At 70.4% G+C, this 17,468-nt stretch carries 16 protein-coding genes and 1 pseudogene; 3 read left to right on the top strand and 14 right to left on the bottom strand.

Going from position 1 to position 17,468, the window contains the following annotated elements; genetic code table 11:
- From D7X55_RS19125 to trpS, 5 genes are all read right to left on the bottom strand, one after another.
- Positions 1–1,837 (bottom strand): HEAT repeat domain-containing protein (locus D7X55_RS19125; protein ID WP_121723820.1); only part of this gene is annotated, 1,837 nt, incomplete at its 3' end.
- A 97-nt stretch (positions 1,838–1,934) separates the two neighbouring features.
- Positions 1,935–4,355: a pseudouridine synthase gene (locus tag D7X55_RS19120; RefSeq protein WP_121723819.1), complete on the bottom strand. Its 2,421-nt coding sequence runs from the start codon at positions 4,353–4,355 to the stop codon at positions 1,935–1,937.
- A 30-nt stretch (positions 4,356–4,385) separates the two neighbouring features.
- Positions 4,386–5,387, bottom strand: coding sequence for an SMC-Scp complex subunit ScpB (gene scpB / locus D7X55_RS19115; protein ID WP_120547628.1), 1,002 nt, complete (start codon positions 5,385–5,387; stop codon positions 4,386–4,388).
- Positions 5,374–6,186 (bottom strand): ScpA family protein, encoded by an 813-nt coding sequence (locus D7X55_RS19110; protein ID WP_370450104.1) that lies wholly within the window; start codon positions 6,184–6,186, stop codon positions 5,374–5,376. The genes scpB and D7X55_RS19110 overlap by 14 nt, the downstream gene beginning before the upstream one ends.
- Positions 6,187–6,387: 201 nt before the next feature.
- A complete protein-coding gene (gene trpS / locus D7X55_RS19105) occupies positions 6,388–7,401 on the bottom strand; it encodes a tryptophan--tRNA ligase (RefSeq protein WP_121723818.1) in 1,014 nt (337 codons plus the stop codon).
- A gap of 245 nt (positions 7,402–7,646) precedes the next feature.
- Here trpS and D7X55_RS19100 point away from each other — a divergent pair, with 245 nt between their 5' ends.
- A complete protein-coding gene (locus D7X55_RS19100; protein WP_121723817.1) occupies positions 7,647–8,834 on the top strand; it encodes a DUF4388 domain-containing protein in 1,188 nt (395 codons plus the stop codon).
- A 3-nt stretch (positions 8,835–8,837) separates the two neighbouring features.
- Here the strand turns inward: D7X55_RS19100 and D7X55_RS19095 are convergent, their stop codons facing one another.
- Together D7X55_RS19095 and D7X55_RS19090 are read right to left on the bottom strand one after the other, a co-directional pair.
- Positions 8,838–9,200, bottom strand: a complete 363-nt coding sequence (locus tag D7X55_RS19095; protein ID WP_120547632.1) for a DUF2019 domain-containing protein — start codon at positions 9,198–9,200, stop codon at positions 8,838–8,840.
- Positions 9,197–10,435, bottom strand: a complete 1,239-nt coding sequence (locus D7X55_RS19090; RefSeq protein WP_121723816.1) for a hypothetical protein — start codon at positions 10,433–10,435, stop codon at positions 9,197–9,199. Before D7X55_RS19090 ends, D7X55_RS19095 begins: the two co-directional genes overlap by 4 nt.
- Before the next feature lie 81 nt (positions 10,436–10,516).
- Between D7X55_RS19090 and D7X55_RS19085 the strand changes: the two genes are divergently transcribed.
- Entirely contained in the window at positions 10,517–10,900 is a 384-nt protein-coding gene (locus D7X55_RS19085) for a hypothetical protein (protein ID WP_121723815.1), read from the top strand.
- 7 nt (positions 10,901–10,907) lie between these two features.
- On the opposite strand, the gene D7X55_RS19080 is transcribed toward D7X55_RS19085, so the two are convergent.
- The 4 genes from D7X55_RS19080 to xerD form a co-directional block, all read right to left on the bottom strand.
- Positions 10,908–11,351 carry a PAS domain-containing protein gene (locus D7X55_RS19080; RefSeq protein WP_120547635.1) on the bottom strand — a complete coding sequence of 148 codons (444 nt, stop codon included), beginning with the start codon at positions 11,349–11,351 and terminating at the stop codon, positions 10,908–10,910.
- A gap of 129 nt (positions 11,352–11,480) precedes the next feature.
- Positions 11,481–12,203, bottom strand: coding sequence for a glutathione S-transferase family protein (locus D7X55_RS19075; protein WP_120547636.1), 723 nt, complete (start codon positions 12,201–12,203; stop codon positions 11,481–11,483).
- Between the two features lie 100 nt (positions 12,204–12,303).
- Positions 12,304–13,815: a hypothetical protein gene (locus D7X55_RS19070; RefSeq protein ID WP_147442692.1), complete on the bottom strand. Its 1,512-nt coding sequence runs from the start codon at positions 13,813–13,815 to the stop codon at positions 12,304–12,306.
- A 259-nt stretch (positions 13,816–14,074) separates the two neighbouring features.
- Positions 14,075–15,013, bottom strand: coding sequence for a site-specific tyrosine recombinase XerD (gene xerD, locus D7X55_RS19065; protein WP_121723814.1), 939 nt, complete (start codon positions 15,011–15,013; stop codon positions 14,075–14,077).
- Positions 15,014–15,139: 126 nt separating this feature from the next.
- On the opposite strand from xerD, the gene D7X55_RS19060 reads away from it, so the two are divergent.
- Complete coding sequence (locus D7X55_RS19060) at positions 15,140–15,433, top strand: hypothetical protein (RefSeq protein ID WP_121723813.1); 294 nt, start codon at positions 15,140–15,142, stop codon at positions 15,431–15,433.
- Between the two features lie 34 nt (positions 15,434–15,467).
- Here the strand turns inward: D7X55_RS19060 and D7X55_RS19055 are convergent, their stop codons facing one another.
- The 3 genes and pseudogenes from D7X55_RS19055 to D7X55_RS19045 form a co-directional block, all read right to left on the bottom strand.
- A complete protein-coding gene (locus D7X55_RS19055) occupies positions 15,468–16,454 on the bottom strand; it encodes a hypothetical protein (protein ID WP_120547640.1) in 987 nt (328 codons plus the stop codon).
- A gap of 23 nt (positions 16,455–16,477) precedes the next feature.
- Entirely contained in the window at positions 16,478–17,098 is a 621-nt protein-coding gene (locus D7X55_RS19050) for an L-threonylcarbamoyladenylate synthase (protein ID WP_120547641.1), read from the bottom strand.
- A gap of 54 nt (positions 17,099–17,152) precedes the next feature.
- Positions 17,153–17,468 (bottom strand): annotated as a pseudogene (locus tag D7X55_RS19045) (transporter); the annotation flags it as partial.

Raw genomic sequence — 17,468 nt, 5'->3', positions numbered from 1 at the left:
GCGTGGGCACCGCGTCCTTCGCGCCCATGCGCCCCAAAAGCTGCGCCGCGAGCGCCGCCTCCGCCCCACCCTCCTTCACCACGCCCTGGAGCGCCTGCGACGCGGACGCCGGCGTCGGCCCCACGCGCGTCAGCGCATCCAGGACCACCAGCTTCTCACTGCCCATCTTCGGCAGCGACGCCACCAGCGCCAGCTGCCCGGCCTCGCCCTGCTCCGCCAGCGCCAGCGCCAGCGTCTTCTGCAGCTCGCGGTCGGGCTCCAGCAGCGCCGCGCGGACCACCTCGATGCCTTCGGGGCCCACGGACGTGAGCCCCACCAGCGCCGCCGCGCGCAGCACCGGGCTGACGTCATCCGCGTAGCCCTTGAGGAGCTCCAGCGCCCCGGGCGCCTTGAGCTTGCCCAGCGCGGTCAGCAGCGTGGCCAGCGGCTGCAGCTTCGCGGGCTCCACATCGTCGCTCAGCTCCGAGGGGACTCGCGGCGGCACCACCACGCGCCCTGCCTCCTTCGCTCGGGCCGCGTTGAGGGCCTGGAGCCGCTCGAAGAGCTGCGCGTGCCGCGCGGACTTGTTGTCGTCCTTGCCCTTCCCTGCTTCCGGACGCGGGGCCGACGGGTCCAGGTCCGCGGCGTACTTCTGGGGCAGCGCCTGCGGGACCCAGTCCGCGCGCAGCGCCGTGAGGCCGGCGACCTCCTGCTCGTAGAGCTTCTGGATGGCGGGCACCACGGAGGCGTCGCCCAGGTTCGTCACCGCTTCGACCGCGAGCGTGCGCAGGTTGGCGTCCGGCTGGTTGAGCCACGGCGTCACCTTGGGCAGCAGCGCCTGCGCCGCCGGGCCCAGGCCCGCGACGGCCTGGAGTCCCGCCGCCGCGGAGGCCGGGCGCGACAGCCGGTCCGCGATGGGCTCCGCCGGGCAGCCGCCTCGCGAACGCATGGCGCGGGCGGCGTCCAGGGCCTCGTCTCGGGCGCCGTCGAGCGCGATGGCGCACAGCGCGGCGTCCGTCGTGGGCGTGCGCGGGAAGGTCAGGATGGCGTCGATGGCCAGCGGGCTCACCGCGCTCTTCTCCACCGCCACCGCCTGGAGCTTCGTCGCGGCCGTCGGGTCCTGCAGCTTCATCAGCGCGCCGATGGCGGACTCGCGCAGCTCCGGGAAGCTCTCGTCGAGCAGGAGCGCGATGGGGGCCACCGCGCGGGTGTCGCCCGCGTCGCCCAGCCCGCGCACGGCGGCGGCGGCGAGGATGACCTGGCTGTCGCGCACCATGGGCATCAGCCGGTTCACGGCGTCGGCGCGGCCGCTCTTGCCCAGCTCCTCGGCGGCGCCCACGCGTTCGGGGAGCGCGCCCTCGGTGAGGGCCAGGAGGTTGCGGTCCCAGAGGCCCTTGGACTCGGCGGCGACGACGGTGGCCATGGCGCCGGGGACGTTGGCGCTCTTGAGCGCCTGGACGATGACCTGGCGCGTGGCGCGGCCCCGCCGTCCGTATTGGAGCGTGAGGTACGCCTTGGCCTTGTCGTTCTTCACCTTGGCGAGCGCCAGGGCCGCCTTGCCCTGCACGGCTTCGTCCGGGTCCTCCAGCAGTTCGCCGAGCAGATCCACGACGCGCGGATCCTGGCTCTCTCCGAGCGCTCCGGCGGCTTCACCGCGGACGAAGGCGGAGAGGTCCTTGGCGGCGCGGGTGAAGAGGACCAGGTCGTCCGGGTTGTTCTGCTCGGCCAGCTTCCGCACGGCGGCGGCGCGGGTTTCGGGACGGGGGTCCTGGATCTCCGCGAGGAGCTGATCCCGGTTGCCGTTGCACCCGACGAGCAGGGTCAGGGCGAGGAAGAGGGGTCGCACGCGGATTCGCATCGTTCTCCCGGAGCGGCGGACGGTGGAGGTAGGCGGCGGTTATATCAACGGCCTCCCGGGCCGCCCACCGACGGCACGACCCGGGAGGATGGGTGCTTTAGCGGGAGCGGCCGCCACGAGGGGGCGGACGGCCTGCCCCTCCCCGAGGCGCCTTGCTGCTCCAGCGCGGCTCCGAGTCGCGCGTCTTGCGCTCCTTGAAGTCCTGGAAGCCGCCGGCGCGCTCGCTCGGGGGGCCCTTCTTCACGCCCGCGCGGACGATGCGCTCGCCGGAGGCGCTGGACGCGGACTCACCGCCGCCGCGAGACCGGCTGCCGGAGGACTCGCCACGGGGCTTGAAGTCCCTGCGCTCGGGACGGCCCGCGGACTCGCCGCGCGGCTTCCATTCACGGCGCTCCGGACGGTCGCCACCGGCACCCGCGGGCTTGCCGAAGCCGCGGCCGCGAGGGGCACCGCCTTCCCCGCCGAAGCGGCTGCCACCGCGAGGGGCACCGCCCTCGGAACGACCCGCACCGGCGGGCTTGCCGAAGCGGCTGCCGCCGGCCGGCTTGGAGAAACGGCCGCGAGGAGCGCCGCCTTCGTCTCCAAAGGAGCGCCGCGGGGCGCGCTCGTCACCGCCACGGCCCGCACCGGCGGGCTTGCCGAAGCTGCGGCCGCGAGGAGCGCCGCCCTCGTCACCGAAGCGGCCAGCGGGCTTGCCGAAGCTGCGGCCGCGAGGCGCGCCGCCCTCGTCACCGAAGCGGCCAGCGGGCTTGCCGAAGCTGCGGCCGCGAGGCGCGCCGCCCTCATCACCGAAGCGGCCAGCGGGCTTGCCGAAGCTGCGGCCGCGAGGCGCGCCGCCCTCGTCACCGAAGCGGCCGGCGGGCTTGCCGAAGCTGCGGCCGCGAGGCGCGCCGCCCTCGTCACCGAAGCGGCCGGCGGGCTTGCCGAAGCTGCGGCCGCGAGGCGCGCCGCCCTCATCACCGAAGCGGCCAGCGGGCTTGCCGAAGCTGCGACCGCGAGGAGCTTCGTCACCGCCACGACCCGCACCGGCGGGCTTACCGAACCGACCACCACCGCGCGGCGCGCCACCTTCGTCACCGAAGCGGCCAGCGGGCTTGCCGAAGCTGCGGCCACGAGGAGCACCACCCTCGGCACCGAAGCGGCTGCCACCGCGAGGGGCACCGCCCTCGGAACGGCCCGCACCGGCGGGCTTGCCGAAGCCGCGGCCGCGAGGAGCACCGCCCTCATCACCGAAGCGGCCCGCGGGCTTGCTGAAACGGCCACCCGCGCGCGGCGCACCACCCTCGTCGCCACCACGGCCCGCCGGCTTGCCGAAACGCCCGCGCGGCGCTTCGTCACCCCCACGGCCCGCTCCCGCCGGCTTGCCGAAACGGCCACCCGCACCGCCCTCCCGGGCCGGCTTGCCGGTACGGCCCGCGCCACGCGCGGCCTTGCCGTACGTCGCGCCCTCGGCGGCGTCAGACTCCGTCTCGTCACCGTCGTCGTCGAACGTCGGCACGTCATCCAGATCCGCGTTGTCGTCCGCGGCCAGCGTCGCTCCACGCTTCGCGAACTTCGGCGGACGCGTGCCTCCGTCCTGCACGCCCTTCCACTCCTTGCGCTCCGGACGCGCCTCGCGGGTCTTGGGCCCCGTCGCGGCCTTCTTCGCCGCGCGCTCCGTCTTGCGCGGCGCCACCGGCGCGTCGTCGTCCATCGACAGCTCGATGTCGTCGTCATCCGCCCCGCCGAAGCCCGGCGCCGAACGCCCGTGACGGCGCGGCGGCAGCTTCAGGTCCGAGGGCGCCGGCTGCGCACGGCCTTCCGCCACCTCCGTGAGCTGCAGCACTTCCGCGGTCTTCAGCGGCCGCAGCTCGCCGGGGCGCAGACCCTCCACGCCCACGCCCGCGTAGTTCGGACGGAACAGGCGCACCACCGGGTGCCCCACCGCCGCGCACAGGCGCTTGATGAGGTGCGGACGGCCCTCCGCCACGACGATCTTCAGCCAGGTGTTGCGCTCGGCCTTCTCGAAGATGTCCACGGACACCGGCGTGGCCATGCCGTCTTCCAGGCGCACGCCCCCGCGCAGCTTCTCCAGCGTGGGCATGTCCGGCACGCCCTTCACCTTCGCCAGGTACGAGCGCGGCACCTGGAAGCTGGGGTGCGTGAGCTTGTGCGCCAGCGCGCCGTCATCCGTGAAGAGCAGCGCCCCTTCGGCGTCGTAGTCCAGACGGCCCACGGGGAACAGGCGGCGGCCCGTCTCCTCCACGTAGCTGGCCACCGTGGGCCGGCCCTGCGGATCCGACAGCGTCGTCACGACGCCCACGGGCTTGTACAGCAGGTAGTACGACGATTCTTCCGGCGGCGTGACGAGCTTCCCATCCACGGTCACCAGGTCCACTCCGGGCTCCACCCGGCTGCCCAGCTCCGTCACCGTCTCGTTGTTCACTCCGACGCGACCGGAGGTGATGAGTTCTTCCGCGTGCCGGCGCGAAGCCACTCCCGCGCGAGCCAGGTACTTCTGCAAACGTTCCGCCGCCATTCCGTGCCTTCTTCCAGTTGTTGCCGCCCATCACTCGGGCTTGGGCCCCTCGCTATCACCCTTCTCGGGCGAAGGGGGGCTTTCCAGGATGCTGGCGCTGACCTTCTGGCTCCGCTCCGCGGCGGCCATGGCCTCCTCCAGCTCCTCCAGGGCGGCCTCACTGGCCGCCTCGTTCTTCTCCATCCGCTTCGTGAAGTTCGGGTCCGACAGCGCCGCCACCGTGCCCTCCGCCTTCGGAGGCGGGGGCGCCGCTTCCTTCTCCACGATCTCCCGGTGCTCCTGGGTCAACTCATGGAATTCCCGGAGCGTGGGCAGCGCGGACAGGTCCTTCAGCGCGAAGAACTCCAGGAACTCGCGCGTGGTTCCATAAAGGATGGGGCGGCCGACTTCTTCCCGCTTCCCCAGGATTTTCACCAGCTTGCGGTCCATCAGCGCCTTGAGCACCGCGCCGCAGTCCACGCCGCGGATGTCCTCCAGCTCCGGCCGGGTGACGGGCTGGCGGTACGCGATGATGGCCAGGGTCTCCACCGCCGCGCGGGTGAGCCGCTGCGGCTTCACCCGGAGGTAGCGCCGGACGTACTCCGCCGAGTGCGGGTCCGTGCGGAACTGCCACCCGCCCGCCACCTCGTAGAGGACGATGCCGCTGATGCCCTCCCGGTGGATGCCGGAGAGCTGATCCAGCGCCTGGAGGATGGGCTCTCTCGGGATGCCGGTGGCCTGGTAGAGCTCGTCCACGGACAGGGGGCGCTCGGCGACGAAGAGCACGCTCTCCAGGACCGTGCGGATGCGGTCCGGGGAGAGGTTGCGGCTCTTGGCGAGCAGCTTCTCGAAAGAGGACTGGAGGTCCGGGACGTTTTCGTCGTCGTCCGAGCCCTCCTCGATGGCGGCCGCCTCCACCCCGTCCAGCTCCGCGTCGTCGGGGCCGGGGCCGGTGACGGAGGCGATCTCCTCCTCGGAGAACTGGCCGGGGCCGCCGGGCGTGCCGGGGGCGGGCGTCTCGTCAGCGTCGTCGGGACCGTTACCGGTAGTCACTCTCGTCGACCTCCGTGGGGAGCAGCTTCTCCAGCGCGTCCCCGTTGGGCGTCACCTGGATGGGGCCCAGGGGCTCCTCCTGGAAGACCTTGATGAGGCGGCGCTTCACCATCTCCAGCATGGCGATGAAGGTGATGACCACCTCCTGGCGCGTGGCCGCCTCCGTGAACAGCGCCTCGAACACCACCTGCCCGTCCTTCTTCACCCGGTCGGCCACCCGGAGGATGGCCTCCGACAGGCTCACGCGCTCCAGCACCACCTCGTGCTGCACCTTGGGCGTCAGCCGCTCGAGCACCCGGTCAAGCGCCTCGACCAGCTTCAGGACGGAAATCTCCTGGAGCCCCACCTCGTCCTCGGGGATGGGGACCGCCTCCACGGGCACCTTCCGGGCGAACACGTCCCGGTCCAGGATGTCCTGCATGGCCAGGTGCTCCGCAGCCTCCTTGTACTTCTGGTACTCCAGGAGCCGGCGCACCAGCTCCGCGCGGGGGTCCTGCGCCTCCTCCACCGACGCGAGGACGTCCGCCCCTTCCGGCACCTGGGCGGCATCCTGCCGGGGCAGGAGCATGCGGCTCTTCAGGTGGGCGAGCGTGGAGGCCATCACCAGGAACTCGCCGGCGATGTCCAGGTTCAGCTCCCGCATCCGCTCCAGGTACTCGAGGTACTTGGCCGTAATCAGCGCCAGCGGGATGTCGAAGATGTCGACCCGGTGCTCCTTGATGAGATGGAGCAGCAGGTCCAGAGGACCCTCGAAGTTGGGCAGCGCCACCCGGAACGCGTCTCCGGGCGTGCGCGGCAATCCCTCCCCGTCGGGGTCCGGCGGGAGGTCGTCGGGCGGTGGGGGCTTGCGACCTTCGCTCACCGGCCGGCGTCCTTCTGGGGGGATGGGAACTTCGTCATGCGTAAGGGGCCGAAATCCCGGGCTTTACGAGCGCCGGGGGGACAGACCTCCTTAGCAATGCCTCCCAGGGGGGTCAAACATTTGAACAGGAACGGGCGTTCAGGGGATTCCCACGGCCCGTCTCACCTGGTCCATCAGGCGGGTGGCTTCGGCCCGGGCGCGCTCGGCGCCGTCCTTGAGGATGCGCTCCAACTCGCCAGGGTCATTGAGCAGCTCCTGCCGGCGCTGGCGGGCGGGACCGAAGGTGACGTGGAAGGCGTCCAGCAGCTTCTTCTTGAAGTCGCCGTAGCCCTTGCCGCCGGCCTTCCAGGACGCGTCCACGTCGGAGAACTCGCCGGGCGGGAGCATCAGCTTGAGCAAGTCATAGAGCGGCGCGTCCGTGGTGGGCTTGGGCGCGTCCACGGGCGTGGAGTCCGTCTTGATGGACATGATCCGCTTCTTGATGTCCTTCTCCTCGCCGAACAGCTCCAGCGTGTTGCCGTAGGACTTGGACATCTTCTGTCCGTCGATGCCGGGCACCGTGGCGGCGTTCTCCTGCACGAAGGCGGACGGCAGCTTGAGGATGCCGGGCGCGTGGCCCCGCTCCTTCCCTTCCGGATCCGCCGGGTCGTAGCCGGGGACGTACTGGGTGTTGAACTTCACGGCCCAGTCGCGCGCGAACTCGATGTGTTGAATCTGGTCCTTGCCCACCGGGACCTGGTCCGCGCTGTAGAGCAGGATGTCCGCGGACATGAGGACGGGGTACGCGTAGAGGCCGAAGTCCGGGCTGATGCCCTTGGCGACCTTGTCCTTGTAGCTGTGGGCGCGCTCCAGGTGGGCCTGGGGCACCACGGTGCCGAGGATCCAGTTGAGCTCGAGCACTTCCTTCACGTCGCTCTGACGGAAGAGGACGGCCTTCTTCGGATCCAGGCCCAGCGACAGGTACGTGAGGGCCGCGTCGCGCGTCAGGTCCAGCGCGAGCTTGGGGTCCCGGACGGTGGTGAGCGCGTGGTAGTTGGCGATGAAGTAGTAGGCCTCGCCCTGGTCCTGGAGCTGCACGAACTGCCGCATCGCCCCGTAGTAGTTGCCGATGTGCAGCCTTCCGGACGACTGGACGCCTGAGAGAATCCGCATCGCGATTCGCGCTCCGAATGACGGGTGGAGGACACGGCTCGTTCGCACACCCGCCGTCGTGCTGCAACCTTCCGTTGGGACAGGTGGGCCCTTTGAATGCCTGACACTCGCGCGCCCGGCATTCCTGGAACATTTCGCCCTGACAGGAAAAGCCCAGCAGTTTCGAGGGGTTGAGACGTCTCAAGTCTCCCAGGTACCCTGGCGGCCGGCGCAGCACAGCGGACCGCCTTGGAGGGCGCCCACGGATGGAAGCGTTCACGGGAAACCTGGCCAGCTACCGGCTCCAGTTGGTGATGCCCCCGCTGTACACGGCCCCTGGTGTGGAGGGGACGCTGCGGGTGGAGCGGGGCGCGGTGCGCCGGGAGTTCTACCTGCGGGACGGGCACCTGGTGGGGGTGGCCTCCACGGATCCGAGGGAGCACCTGGCGCAGGTGCTGGTGAACCTGCGCATCCTGGACGCGCCCCGGGCGGCGGCGGCGTTCGAGGCGGCGGAAGGGGCCAACCTGCCGTACGGCACGTTCCTGGTGCAGCGCTGCTTCGTGGAGCTGTCGCAGCTGACGGAGGCGATGGAGCACAAGGCGCGCGAGGCGCTGTTCGACTGCTACGCCTGGGAGTCGGGCGAGGTGGAGTTCACGCCGGGGCTGCCCCTGTCCGGGCGCGCGGTGGGCTTGCGGCTGCCCTTGAGCACGCTGCACCGGGACGCGGTGGCGCGGGTGCAGGAGTGGGCGCAGTTCCGGGACATCTTCCCGCGCCTGGACACGACGTTCCGTGTGTTCCGCGAGTTCGCGGTGGAGACGTTCTCCGAGGAGGAGGACGTGCTGCTGGACCTGGCGTCGGGAGGCGCGACGCTGGGCGAGCTGCTGGCGAGCGCGAGGGAGGCCCCGCTGTTCGCGGCGCGCTGGGTGCTGCACCTGTACCGGCGCGGAGCGCTGGCGCCGCACCGGACCACGGGGCTCACGGTGGGCGAGTCCACGGAGTTCACGGAGCTGTTGGCGCTGGTGCGGGCTTTCTTGTCATCGCGCAAGTACGACCTGGCGGTGGCGTTGGCGGCGCAGGTGTTGGAGCGGGGGCCGGTGCCGGAGGCGCACGCGCTGTACCGCGAGGCGGAGGTGGGTTTGACGCTGGCGTTGAGCGACGCGCTGTTCGCGTTGGACGGGAGGCTGGTGTTCGAGCCCATCCCCCGCCCTGCTCCGCCGGACCTGACGGCGGACGACCTGTATCTCTATTCGAAGTTGAGGGGCAGCCGGAGCATCCGGCAGGCGCTGCGCACGGCGGCCATGGGAGAGCTGGCCGCGTCCCGCTCCGTGGAGCGCCTGAGGGCCGCGGGCTTGATCCGCGTGGCCCCACTGGCACCCGGTGCACCGGAGCCCGCGCCCAGGCGGACGACGACGGATCCGTACGGGTTGAACCTGGGAGACCTGGGCGGGAACTAGCGCTCAGGGGTAGTTGAGCGTGCCCTCGCGCCAGTTCTTGAGTGCGTATTCCGCGGCGAGCCCATTGCGCCCTGGACGCTTCGCGATCCAGAGCAGTACCGGCTCGCCAAACTCGGGAGCGAACTCCAGGGCATGGGCAGCGACGTTGGTTCGAACGGTTTCGTTTTCGCTCTGGAGGAGAGGAAGGAGCTGGGACCTCGCATCACGGCTCCGAAGTTCCCGGTAGGCCCCTGTGATCTTGTCATGGGCGCGATTCGCGGACCGCGAGTCCGCGGCCTCCAGCGCTTGTCCGTACGCGATGGACCCCTCCGCGTACCACTGGACGAGCTCTTCGATGCTGGCCTTCTGGAACTTGCGGGCACTCAAGGAACAGCTCCAAAGCGAATGAGGGTCTTCATACCGAAGTCTCGTTGGGCCTGGAATGGCTGGCTGCTCAACCATTGGCGAATCGTCTTGTCTCCAGTGAGAGCGAACTCCTTCGATGAATAGTACGCGCTGATCCGTTGGTGGATGGCTTCGTCGAGGGCGATCACGTTGTCGGTGTTGTGCAGGGCCTGAGGACCGAAGCGCTGCACGTTGCCGTCCGTCTGCTCGACGATGTGGTGCCACTGCTTCCCTGGCCCCGCGGGTCCTCGTGCCCTCTTGAGGGCGCTGAAGGAGTTCCAGGAGCGCGCCCCACTTGAGCCTGTCCCCTTCGCCACCATCGCGACCACCGTGGACGGCAGGGAGAGCGTGATGACGCCTCCCGAGACGGACACAGCCCTCACCTGATCGAGGCTCGCGACGTTGATGCCAGCGTGAGAGGCCGCCACCGCGCCTCCCGGGAAGTTCGGCAGCGACGCAAGCCGGGCCGCCAGCAACGACGCGCCACCCGTCATGCCGTGGCTCACCGCGACCGTGGCCGCGAGGACCAGGACTCTCGCGATGGATGGCCCGACCCTGGCCGCGAAGCGCTGGCCGGACTGCTCCAGCTCCCTCCAGGTCGTGGCGCTGTCCGTGGCGAGCTTCAGGTCCTGACTCGCTTCAATCAGCTCCAGGAACGTCTCCGCGCCCAGGTAGACCAGCAGGAGTGCCGACACGACCGCGGCGACCTTGGTGAAGGCCGGTTCGGGATTGGCGGCCAACGCGGCCCAGGTCACGAGTCCGGTGGCGATGACTGAATAGAAGAGCTGCGGCGCCAGCGTCTCCTCCACGGCCCTCGCGATGCTCTCCTTGAGCGGGTCGAAGGACAGCGCGAGCGCCACGCTGAACTTGTCCCAGTCCCCCAGCCCCATCACGTCTTCAACCAGCGAGATGCAGTTGCCCCGGCGAGGCCCGGGCTCACAGAAACCTCCAAAGGCGCGCTCCCGGGAGCCGCCGTCATAGGAGGCACGCACCCAGTCCCCTGGCCGCGCAGCCCGGAGCCGCAGGGGCGTCACCAGGACCAGCTCGGTCAGTGCCTTCTCGAAGGCATCCGCCTCCACGGTCACGGCCCGAGCAGAAGGCGGGCTGTACTCGATAGGGGAACCCTCGCCGGTATCCAGCCGCACCCTGCCCTTCGGGGCAGCACATGCGCTGAGCAGGGCGAGGAACAGGACAGCGAGCTGGACTCGAAAGGCCATGGGCCCCTCCGGATCCACTCCCTAGCGTGTGACTCGACCCCAGGGGAAGCCCGGTGGGTCCTCGACGAAGGGAGCACGCGAATGGACCTGGCAGCCCGTGAGCGGATCACCCTCGTGGAGGTGCTCGAACGGACGGCGTCCTTCGACGTCTTCTCATCCACCGTCCAGGCCGCGGTTCAGCGCCTGGAATCCGAAGGCGTGCGCAGCCTGATCAGCATCCAGTTCCACGCCCGGCCCGAGGACACGGAGGCCGGCGCGGTCATCACGTTCGCTGACTCGCGCGAGGTCATGGAGCACATCCGGCGGATCTCCGGGTGGCCGGAGTTCAAGGCGCTCCTCGGTGTCGCCCGGCCCGTGGACGTGCGCGTCTACGGGCGGCTTGGCGACGAGGCGCATGCCTGGCTCCGGACGATGAACGCCGTGAGCAAGGTCTTCGAAAGCCCCGTGGCGGGCTTCGTGCGCTGAAGGCGGCTCAACCCTCGCCGGGCATCTTCTTGTCGGACACCAGCACCCAGACCGAGTCCGTCTTGTCGCTGTAGAACAGCGTGATGGCCACGTGGCGCGCGCCGTGCGCGAAGCGGAAGACGAAGCCGAACGTCTGATAGAGCTTCTTCGCCCGCACGCCCTCCTGGAACAGGCCGAAGAACTGCCGCACGCGCGTGCACGGCGCGACGTCGTAGAAGAAGTTCTTGCCGATCTGCTCGCGGGCCTGGATGCGCGCCAGCGAGGCCTCGGTCCGGTTGAACTTGAGGATCCGCCCCTGACTATCCAGCTGGATCATCCCCAGGGGGAGGTGATCCAGCTCCACCTCCGACATGTTGTCGACCCGCTGGATGAGCGCGTCGAGCGACTCCGACGTCGTCGCTTGAAGGGGAAAGGGCTCACCAGTGGGGGGCGTGTGCGCGGTCGGGTTCATGCACGCAACCGTAGGAGACCTCCTCCCCAGCACGTCCGGGCGATGACCGTGTCCAACGTTTGAACGTTGGGTGGTGTGCTTCCAACCGGGAGCAAGCCTCCGTTATCGGACGGAAGGCCCCTGCCCGCCTCAGCTCGCGGTGCGGGTGGCCGCGTCCACCCGCCCCAGCCACGCGCTCAAACGCGGACGCCGGTCCACCTCCGCGCCCTGCCACGGCGTGAGCGGCGTCCGCAGGCTCTGCAGCTGCGCGAACAGGGCCAGGTCCGCCACGCTCAGCCCCCCTTGCAGCCAGAAGCCCTGCTCCGGCGCTCGCGCGTCCAGCTGGTCCAGCAGCAACCCGAACCGGCGCCAGCAGTCCTCCGGCCCCGCGCGCCAGACGTCCCTCGCCACCAGCTTCTCCACCTGCTTGCGGCGGATCAGCGTCGGGACCACCGCGCGCACCGGCGCCGGCATGAAGTGGAAGAACGCGGCGCGTGTCCTCGGCCAGTTGCGGTCATCCGCCCAGCGCGAAGCGACGAGGAAGCCGTTGAGGGACGTGTCCGCCAGCTCCTCCCAGAGCAGCGCCTCCGGTGACGCGTCGATGCGGCCCGGCGCCAGCTGCTGGATGCGCGCGAGGATGGCCGTGGAGTCCGGCACCGCCTCCGCCCCCACCAGCAACACCGGCACCTGGCCGGTGGGGTTGTGCTTGCGGTGCGAGGCCGGGTTGTCCGCGCAGCCACGCGCGTACGGCAGCCCCACGAACTTCAGGGCCCGGTGCACCTTGAGGCAGAAGGGAGAGTAGCTCTCGACGCCGGGGAGGCCCGTGTCGGCCAGCTCCAGCAGCGTCAGCGGAGGCGATGCGTTCGTGTTCATGACGCCACGATAGGCCCGGTTCGTGACAGCCCCTTGTCAGGATAGTGAAGGCGGACGGGACCCCATGCTGGGCATGGGGTCCCCCCGAGACGTCACGGGCCTACTGGCCGTTGTACTTGAGGTCTCGCGGGTTGACGGGCGGCGTGCCGCGCAGGAGGTCCGCGGCCTCGAAGGCCTTCATCCCGCTGTTGCCCTGCGTCGCCGCCTGCCACGCGGGCAGCGACTTGAAGGCGAACACCATGTCGAAGTCCATGGGCACCGTCCCGGGATCCAGCGGCACGTTGCCCGGGTTGTTCTGGAACCACTTCATCCACGCCTGCGAACCCGGCGGCTCCAGCACGAGCGCGTCCTTGTTCGGCCCGACGACCGTGGGCGGCATCGTGGTGGTGGGCAACAGGAACGTCTTCATGGGCCACTCGGCCACGCTGTGGCAGCTCATGCACGACGAGGCCTGCACGGCCGGGAGAATCTGCCCGTTGACGGAGGCCGGCGCCACCACCGCGCCGTCGTTCGGCCCGGAGAGGCGGCCGCCCCACCCCAGCGTCGCGGTGGAGTACGCGGGCGCCGCGGGGTTGATGACCGTCTCCTGCAGCGGCATGCCCGGGTTCAGCGTGGAGTTGACGTTCGGATCATCCCCCCACATCGCGCCCAGGGGGATCATCTTGTCCCAGGGGCTGCCCGGCACACGCATGTCGTAGACGAGCGTGGAGAACACCCAGCCCGTCTTGGGCGCCGTCTTGGTGTCCTTGACGATGATGTCGAACTGCATGATGGACGCGTTCATCACCTGCGGCTTCGCGCCGGAGGGGCCGTTGGGCGGCGTCACGTAGACGGGCCACAGCGACGCGCCCTCCATCACCGGCCAGTCCTTCGCCAGCGCGCTCGTCAACGCCACCTTGATGACGATGGAGCCCTCCGGGAACTGCGCGGAGGTGTTGGTGAGCGTGGGCGTCATCGCCGTCTTGCCCCACACCTGGCCCAGCGCGTACGCCGCCACCTTGTCGTAGTAGGTCAGCACGTACGTCGTCATGTCGACGCGGAGGCCGGTCGCGGAGAAGGTGCTCGCGGGGAACTCGGAGCCCACGTAGGTGCCGTGGATGCTCTCGCGGATGGAGGCGAGCCACGGCTCGTTGTACCAGCCCTCCTTCGCCGCATCCCACCGGCGGTAGTCATAGAGCAGCGTCTGCATGGACGGCGCGATGTACGCCTTCAGCGCGTTCACGTACGCGAGCGCGTTCGCCTTGGAGATGGGCTGCCCCTTGAGCGCGGCGATCCACGGCGGATTGGCCGGCGGCGCCACGGGCGTCTGCGGATAGTCATGGCTCAGGCTGAACAGCGGCCCCTGATAGACGGAGGGCGGCGGGACGTTGCCGTTGTTGTCCGCGAAGGGGTTCGCGTTCACGGCGCTGCGCTCGTACACCTCCCGGGCCGCGGCGAACGGCGTGCGGACCTTCGCGTCCGTGGGCGCGGTGCCGGAGACCGGCACCACTTGAGAGGTGGGTGCCTTCTTGGGCGCGGGCTTCGCTTCCGCGGCGTCGGCCTCCGGCACCTTGCAGGCGGAGAGGGACAACGCCAGGACGCCGGACAACAACAATGGGCGAGTTCGCTTCATGAACGAGCAGACCTTCGTGGGCCACACCGCGCCCGCAAGTGGGGTGGATCGCGAGACGTGCGACAGGGCCGCGGACGCCATGTCCGCCGCCGCCGTCCTGCACTGCACAAGGCGATCCACTTCCCCGGAATGCGTCGTTTCCTCTGCGCACCGGCTTTGACGCCGCGCGCATGCGGCCCGGAGTGCGTCTCCACCGCAAGCGATTGCGTTCGCCCGCGACGCGAGGGCTCCCTCCCCTCCCCTCAGGCCAGGGTCCCCCTCACCCCGGCGTGGACGGGCGCTTGCGCGCGGAGGGCTTCGGCTTGAACGCGTCGCTGCGCGGGTGGAACTCGTCATAGACCTTGCGCAGCCGCGCGCTGTTGACGTGCGTGTAGATCTGCGTCGTCGCCAGGTCCGCGTGTCCCAGCATCTGCTGCACCGCGCGCAGGTCCGCGCCGCGCTCCACCAGGTGCGTGGCGAACGAGTGGCGCAGCTTGTGCGGCGACAGCGGCTTCAGGATGCCGGCCTTCAGCGCGTAGCGCTTGAGCAGCTTCCAGAAGCCCTGACGCGTGAAGCCCTGCCCGCGCGGCGTGACGAACAGCGCGTCCGCCTGGCGCTTGCCCAACAGCTCCGGACGCGAGCGGGACAGGTACTCCTGGACCACTTCAATCGCCACGCGCCCCAGCGGGACGATGCGCTCCTTGGAGCCCTTGCCCTTCGTCACCAGGTAGCCGGACGTGAGCTGCACGTTGTTGAGCTCCAGCGTGCACAGCTCCGTCACGCGCAGGCCGGTGGCGTAGAGGACTTCGATCATGGCCTTGTCGCGCAGGCCGGTGACGGTGCGCTCGTCGGGCGCGGCCAAGAGCTGCTCCACCTCCTCCAGCGTGAGGAACACGGGCAGCTTCCGGGGGGACCTGGGCGTGTCCACGTCCTCCGTGGGGTCCTTGTCCGCCAGCCGCTCCGCGACGAGGAAGCGGTGGAAGACGCGCAGCGCGGCCAGGTGGCGCGCCTGGCTGCGGCGTCCCAGGCCCTGCTTGCCCAGCGTCACCAGGTGCGCGAGCACGTCCTCCTGGGTGACGCGCGCCACGTCCTCCTTGCCGCGCGAGCGCAGGTCCTCGAAGTACACGGTGAGGTCCGCCGCGTAGGCGTCCACCGTCTTGCCGGACAGGCCCCGCTCCGCGCGGATGAAGGCGATGAACGCGTCGAGCAGTCCTTCCATGGTCCCCGGAGGCTACCGGACGCGCTCCCCGGGGCAACTCCCTGACGGCCCCACCCGGCACGGCATTGCCTTCACCCCGGGAAGCGGTCCACCCTTTCCGCTTCCCACACTCAAGGAGTGGCAAGGATGCGCGCGAAGGCATGGACGTGGCTGGCGGTGCTGATGCTGGGCGTGATGGGCGACACGGCGCTGGCCCAGGCCGCCAAGACGCGCGAGGGCAAGGTGAAGAGCGTCAGCCCGACGAGCATCCAGCTGGAGGGCGCCACCGCGGAGGCCCCGCCGCTCACCTACGTGGTGGACACGTCGAAGCCCCAGCTCACGCAGTCCCTCCAGGGCATCCGCGCGGGAGACACCGTGAAGCTGACCTACGCCCCCAACGACGTGGGCGCGAAGGTCGTCACGAACGTGCAGAAGCAGTAAGCCCCGGGCGGCCCCCCAGGCTCCAGAGGCACTCTCAGGCCTGGGGCCCCGCCGAGGCCTCCTGGGCGTGCGCGCGCTCCAGCGCCTCCACCACCCAGGGCCAGCCCACCAGGATGTTGCCCGGCGAGCGCAGGCACGCGTCCGCCACCGCCAGCACCTCCGCCGGCCGCGAGCGCACCGCCAGCGCCAGGTGACGGCCCAGGAACGGGTGCGGCAGGTAGCTCAGGTTGTGGTGGCGCACCGGCACCCAGCGCAGCGTGGGCTTGCCCGTGAAGCGCTCCACCGCGTACGCCACCGCCTGCGCCAGCACCTCCAGCGCGTAGAGCGGCAGCCGGAACGCGCACGTCAGGAAGGCCACCAGCGCGCTCGCCGCCACCGCGCCCGCGAAGGACACCGTCGCGGCGCTGCTCCACACCAGCATGGGCACCAGGCTGGTGGCGATGGCCGCCACCTGCACGTTGCGCACGGACGGGCCGCGCCCGTTGGCCAGCCCTCCGATGCTCCCCGCGGACAGGCCGGACACGATGCCCAGGCACAGCCCCACCGCCACCGCCGCCGCGCCGCCGTGCTCCGGACCGAAGGCGCCGCCCGCGGTGGCGTGCAGCCCCGCCAGCATCGCCACGCTCGCCAGCGAGCCCAGCATCACCCCGGACGCGAGCCCCGACACCAGCGCCACCACCAGCCCCACCGCGCTGCACAGCGCCGCGGACACCAGGTAGACGCCCCGCATCGGCACGCCCAACAGCCGCAGGCCCAGCCCCGCGAGCACCGTGAGCACCGGCGACAGCACCACGAGCAGCAGCAGCATCCGCGCGACGTAGGCCCCCGCGGCGCGGCCTCCCTCGGCCTGCTCGCGCCACAGCTGCCCGATGCGGCCCGCCGGCGCGCGGATGCCCACCTCGCGCAGCCGGTAATGCAGATCAATGGGGCGGAACACCAACAGGCCCAGCAACGCGAGCGCCCCCGGCACCCGCTCCGGCGAGTCGATGACTGGCGTTGCTGGAAGGTCCCCCTCTGCCAAGACTTCCCCCTCTGGAAAGGATTTCAGGACTCCAGACTACCCTTGCCTTGCCTCAGGATTTCAAGCGTATCGCCTATCAGTGAAACCACCGTGGACGGCTCGTTCAACGTGACGCCCCCGTCAAGAATCAGATCCAAGCCATGCCCCAGGGCCGTCTTGATGTCCCGGGCGTCGGAAAGAACCGTACCGTCGGTATGGGTCGCGGACGTGGTGATGAGCGGGCGGCCGAGCGCTTTCGCCAGCTCGCGGGGCAAGGCGGCATCCGGCACGCGCAGGCCCACCTGCTTCTGCTTCGTCATCATCACCTCCGGCACCAGGCGCGTCGCCTCCAGGATGAAGGTGAAGGCCCCGGGCGTCAGGCCCTTCATGGCGCGGTAGGCGAAGTTGCTCACGTGCGCGTAGCGGGCCACGTCCGACAGGTCCGGGCACAACAACGACAGCGGTTTCTTCTTGTCGCGACCTTTGAGCTGATACAGCCGCTCAATCGCTTTCTTGGAATTCAGATCGCAGCCGAGCCCGTAGTACGTGTCCGTGGGGTAGGCGATGACGCCGCCCTTCTCCAGGATTTCCACCGCGCGTGCGACATGGCGCGGGGAGGGATGGTCCACGTCCACCTCGAGGATGGGAGCGACGGGGGCGGGCATGACGGCAGGCTCCTGGCAGAGACCACCCCCAGAAGGTGCGGGGGTGTGCCCCCACTATGCGCCTCCGCTCGCCTCCTCCGCACGGATTTCGCCACTGCCCAGCAGCGCACGCCGGGTGAGCACCGGGCCCACCAGTTCGTGCGCGGTGATCATCGCGACGATGAGCACCTCCACCTGCGGCCCGAAGGTCGGGAAGGTGCGCGACACCAGCGCCGCCAGGCCGAACGTCACGCCCGCCTGGGAGATGAGCCCCATCCACAGGTAGCGCTTGAGGCGCGGGTCCTCCGCGGGCGCGAACTTGCGGCACGCGCCCCAGATGGCCAGGCCGCGCAGCGCCACGAGCAGCAGCGCCGCCGGCCCCACGGTCACC

The organism is Corallococcus sp. AB049A (assembly GCF_003668885.1).
In the GTDB taxonomy this organism is placed as follows: domain Bacteria; phylum Myxococcota; class Myxococcia; order Myxococcales; family Myxococcaceae; genus Corallococcus; species Corallococcus interemptor.
The sequence above is the reverse complement of the archived record's forward strand: the minus strand, read 5'-3'. Positions and strand labels throughout refer to the sequence as shown.